Consider the following 728-nt stretch of genomic DNA (forward strand, 5'->3'; position numbering starts at 1 on the left):
CCAAGAGCAGATCGTCACACTGGAGGCCGAGCTCGACCGCGGACCAGGCACGCATGGCTGGGACGACCAACGCTGGACCCTGGCACGCGTCACCACACTGATCAAGGAGCTCTTCCGCATCGACTACACCCCGCGTGGGGTGTCTTATCTGCTGCATCGGATCGGCTGGAGCCCGCAGGTGCCCGTGCACCGGGCCGTCGAGCGCGATGAGGAGCAGATCGCCACCTGGGTGAAGGAGACCTGGCCCCCGCCCAGGCAGGCTCCCGGCGTTCAGACTACATTTCGGGCTCACAGCCCCAAGTACCAGCGACGTCGGCGAGCAACCACACCCAATCTTCACGCCTCATGGCGTCCCCCGGATACCGGCGACTACATTTGTAGATCTTGGTAAACATGGAGAATGCGGGGCGTAGTTGGCGCATAGTCGGTGAGTGATCTATTCGCTCACCTACCATCTCGTTATGTCGTGGGATGCCGAGCTTCGGGCCCTGACCGGGGCAGTTCGGGGCGGGCCTTGGGGTGGGCGTGCCGCCCGATCGTGAACGGTCTGGCCGCCCCCACTGGCTTGCCGCCCAGCCGTACTTCGATGTGGGTCAAGTCGAAGGGGTCTTATGCCGACCCGGGCGTTATCTCGAGTGGACTACCTGCCGGCATGGACAGAGTGGAGCAAGCTCGGCAATAGTCGCGATAACGCTATAGCTTCTCGCGCCTGGTAGTGGTCCGATGAC

Annotated in this window: 1 protein-coding gene; it reads left to right on the forward strand. The window is 63.3% G+C overall.

Translation table 11 applies throughout. The features are described from left to right. A partial coding sequence (locus ACFLIM_RS50335; protein ID WP_393178065.1) for a helix-turn-helix domain-containing protein occupies positions 1-391 on the forward strand: 391 nt, incomplete at its 5' end. Positions 392-728: the final 337 nt, after the last annotated feature.

The sequence above is a fragment of the Nonomuraea marmarensis genome, assembly GCF_043197025.1.
Taxonomy (GTDB): Bacteria; Actinomycetota; Actinomycetes; order Streptosporangiales; family Streptosporangiaceae; genus Nonomuraea; species Nonomuraea marmarensis.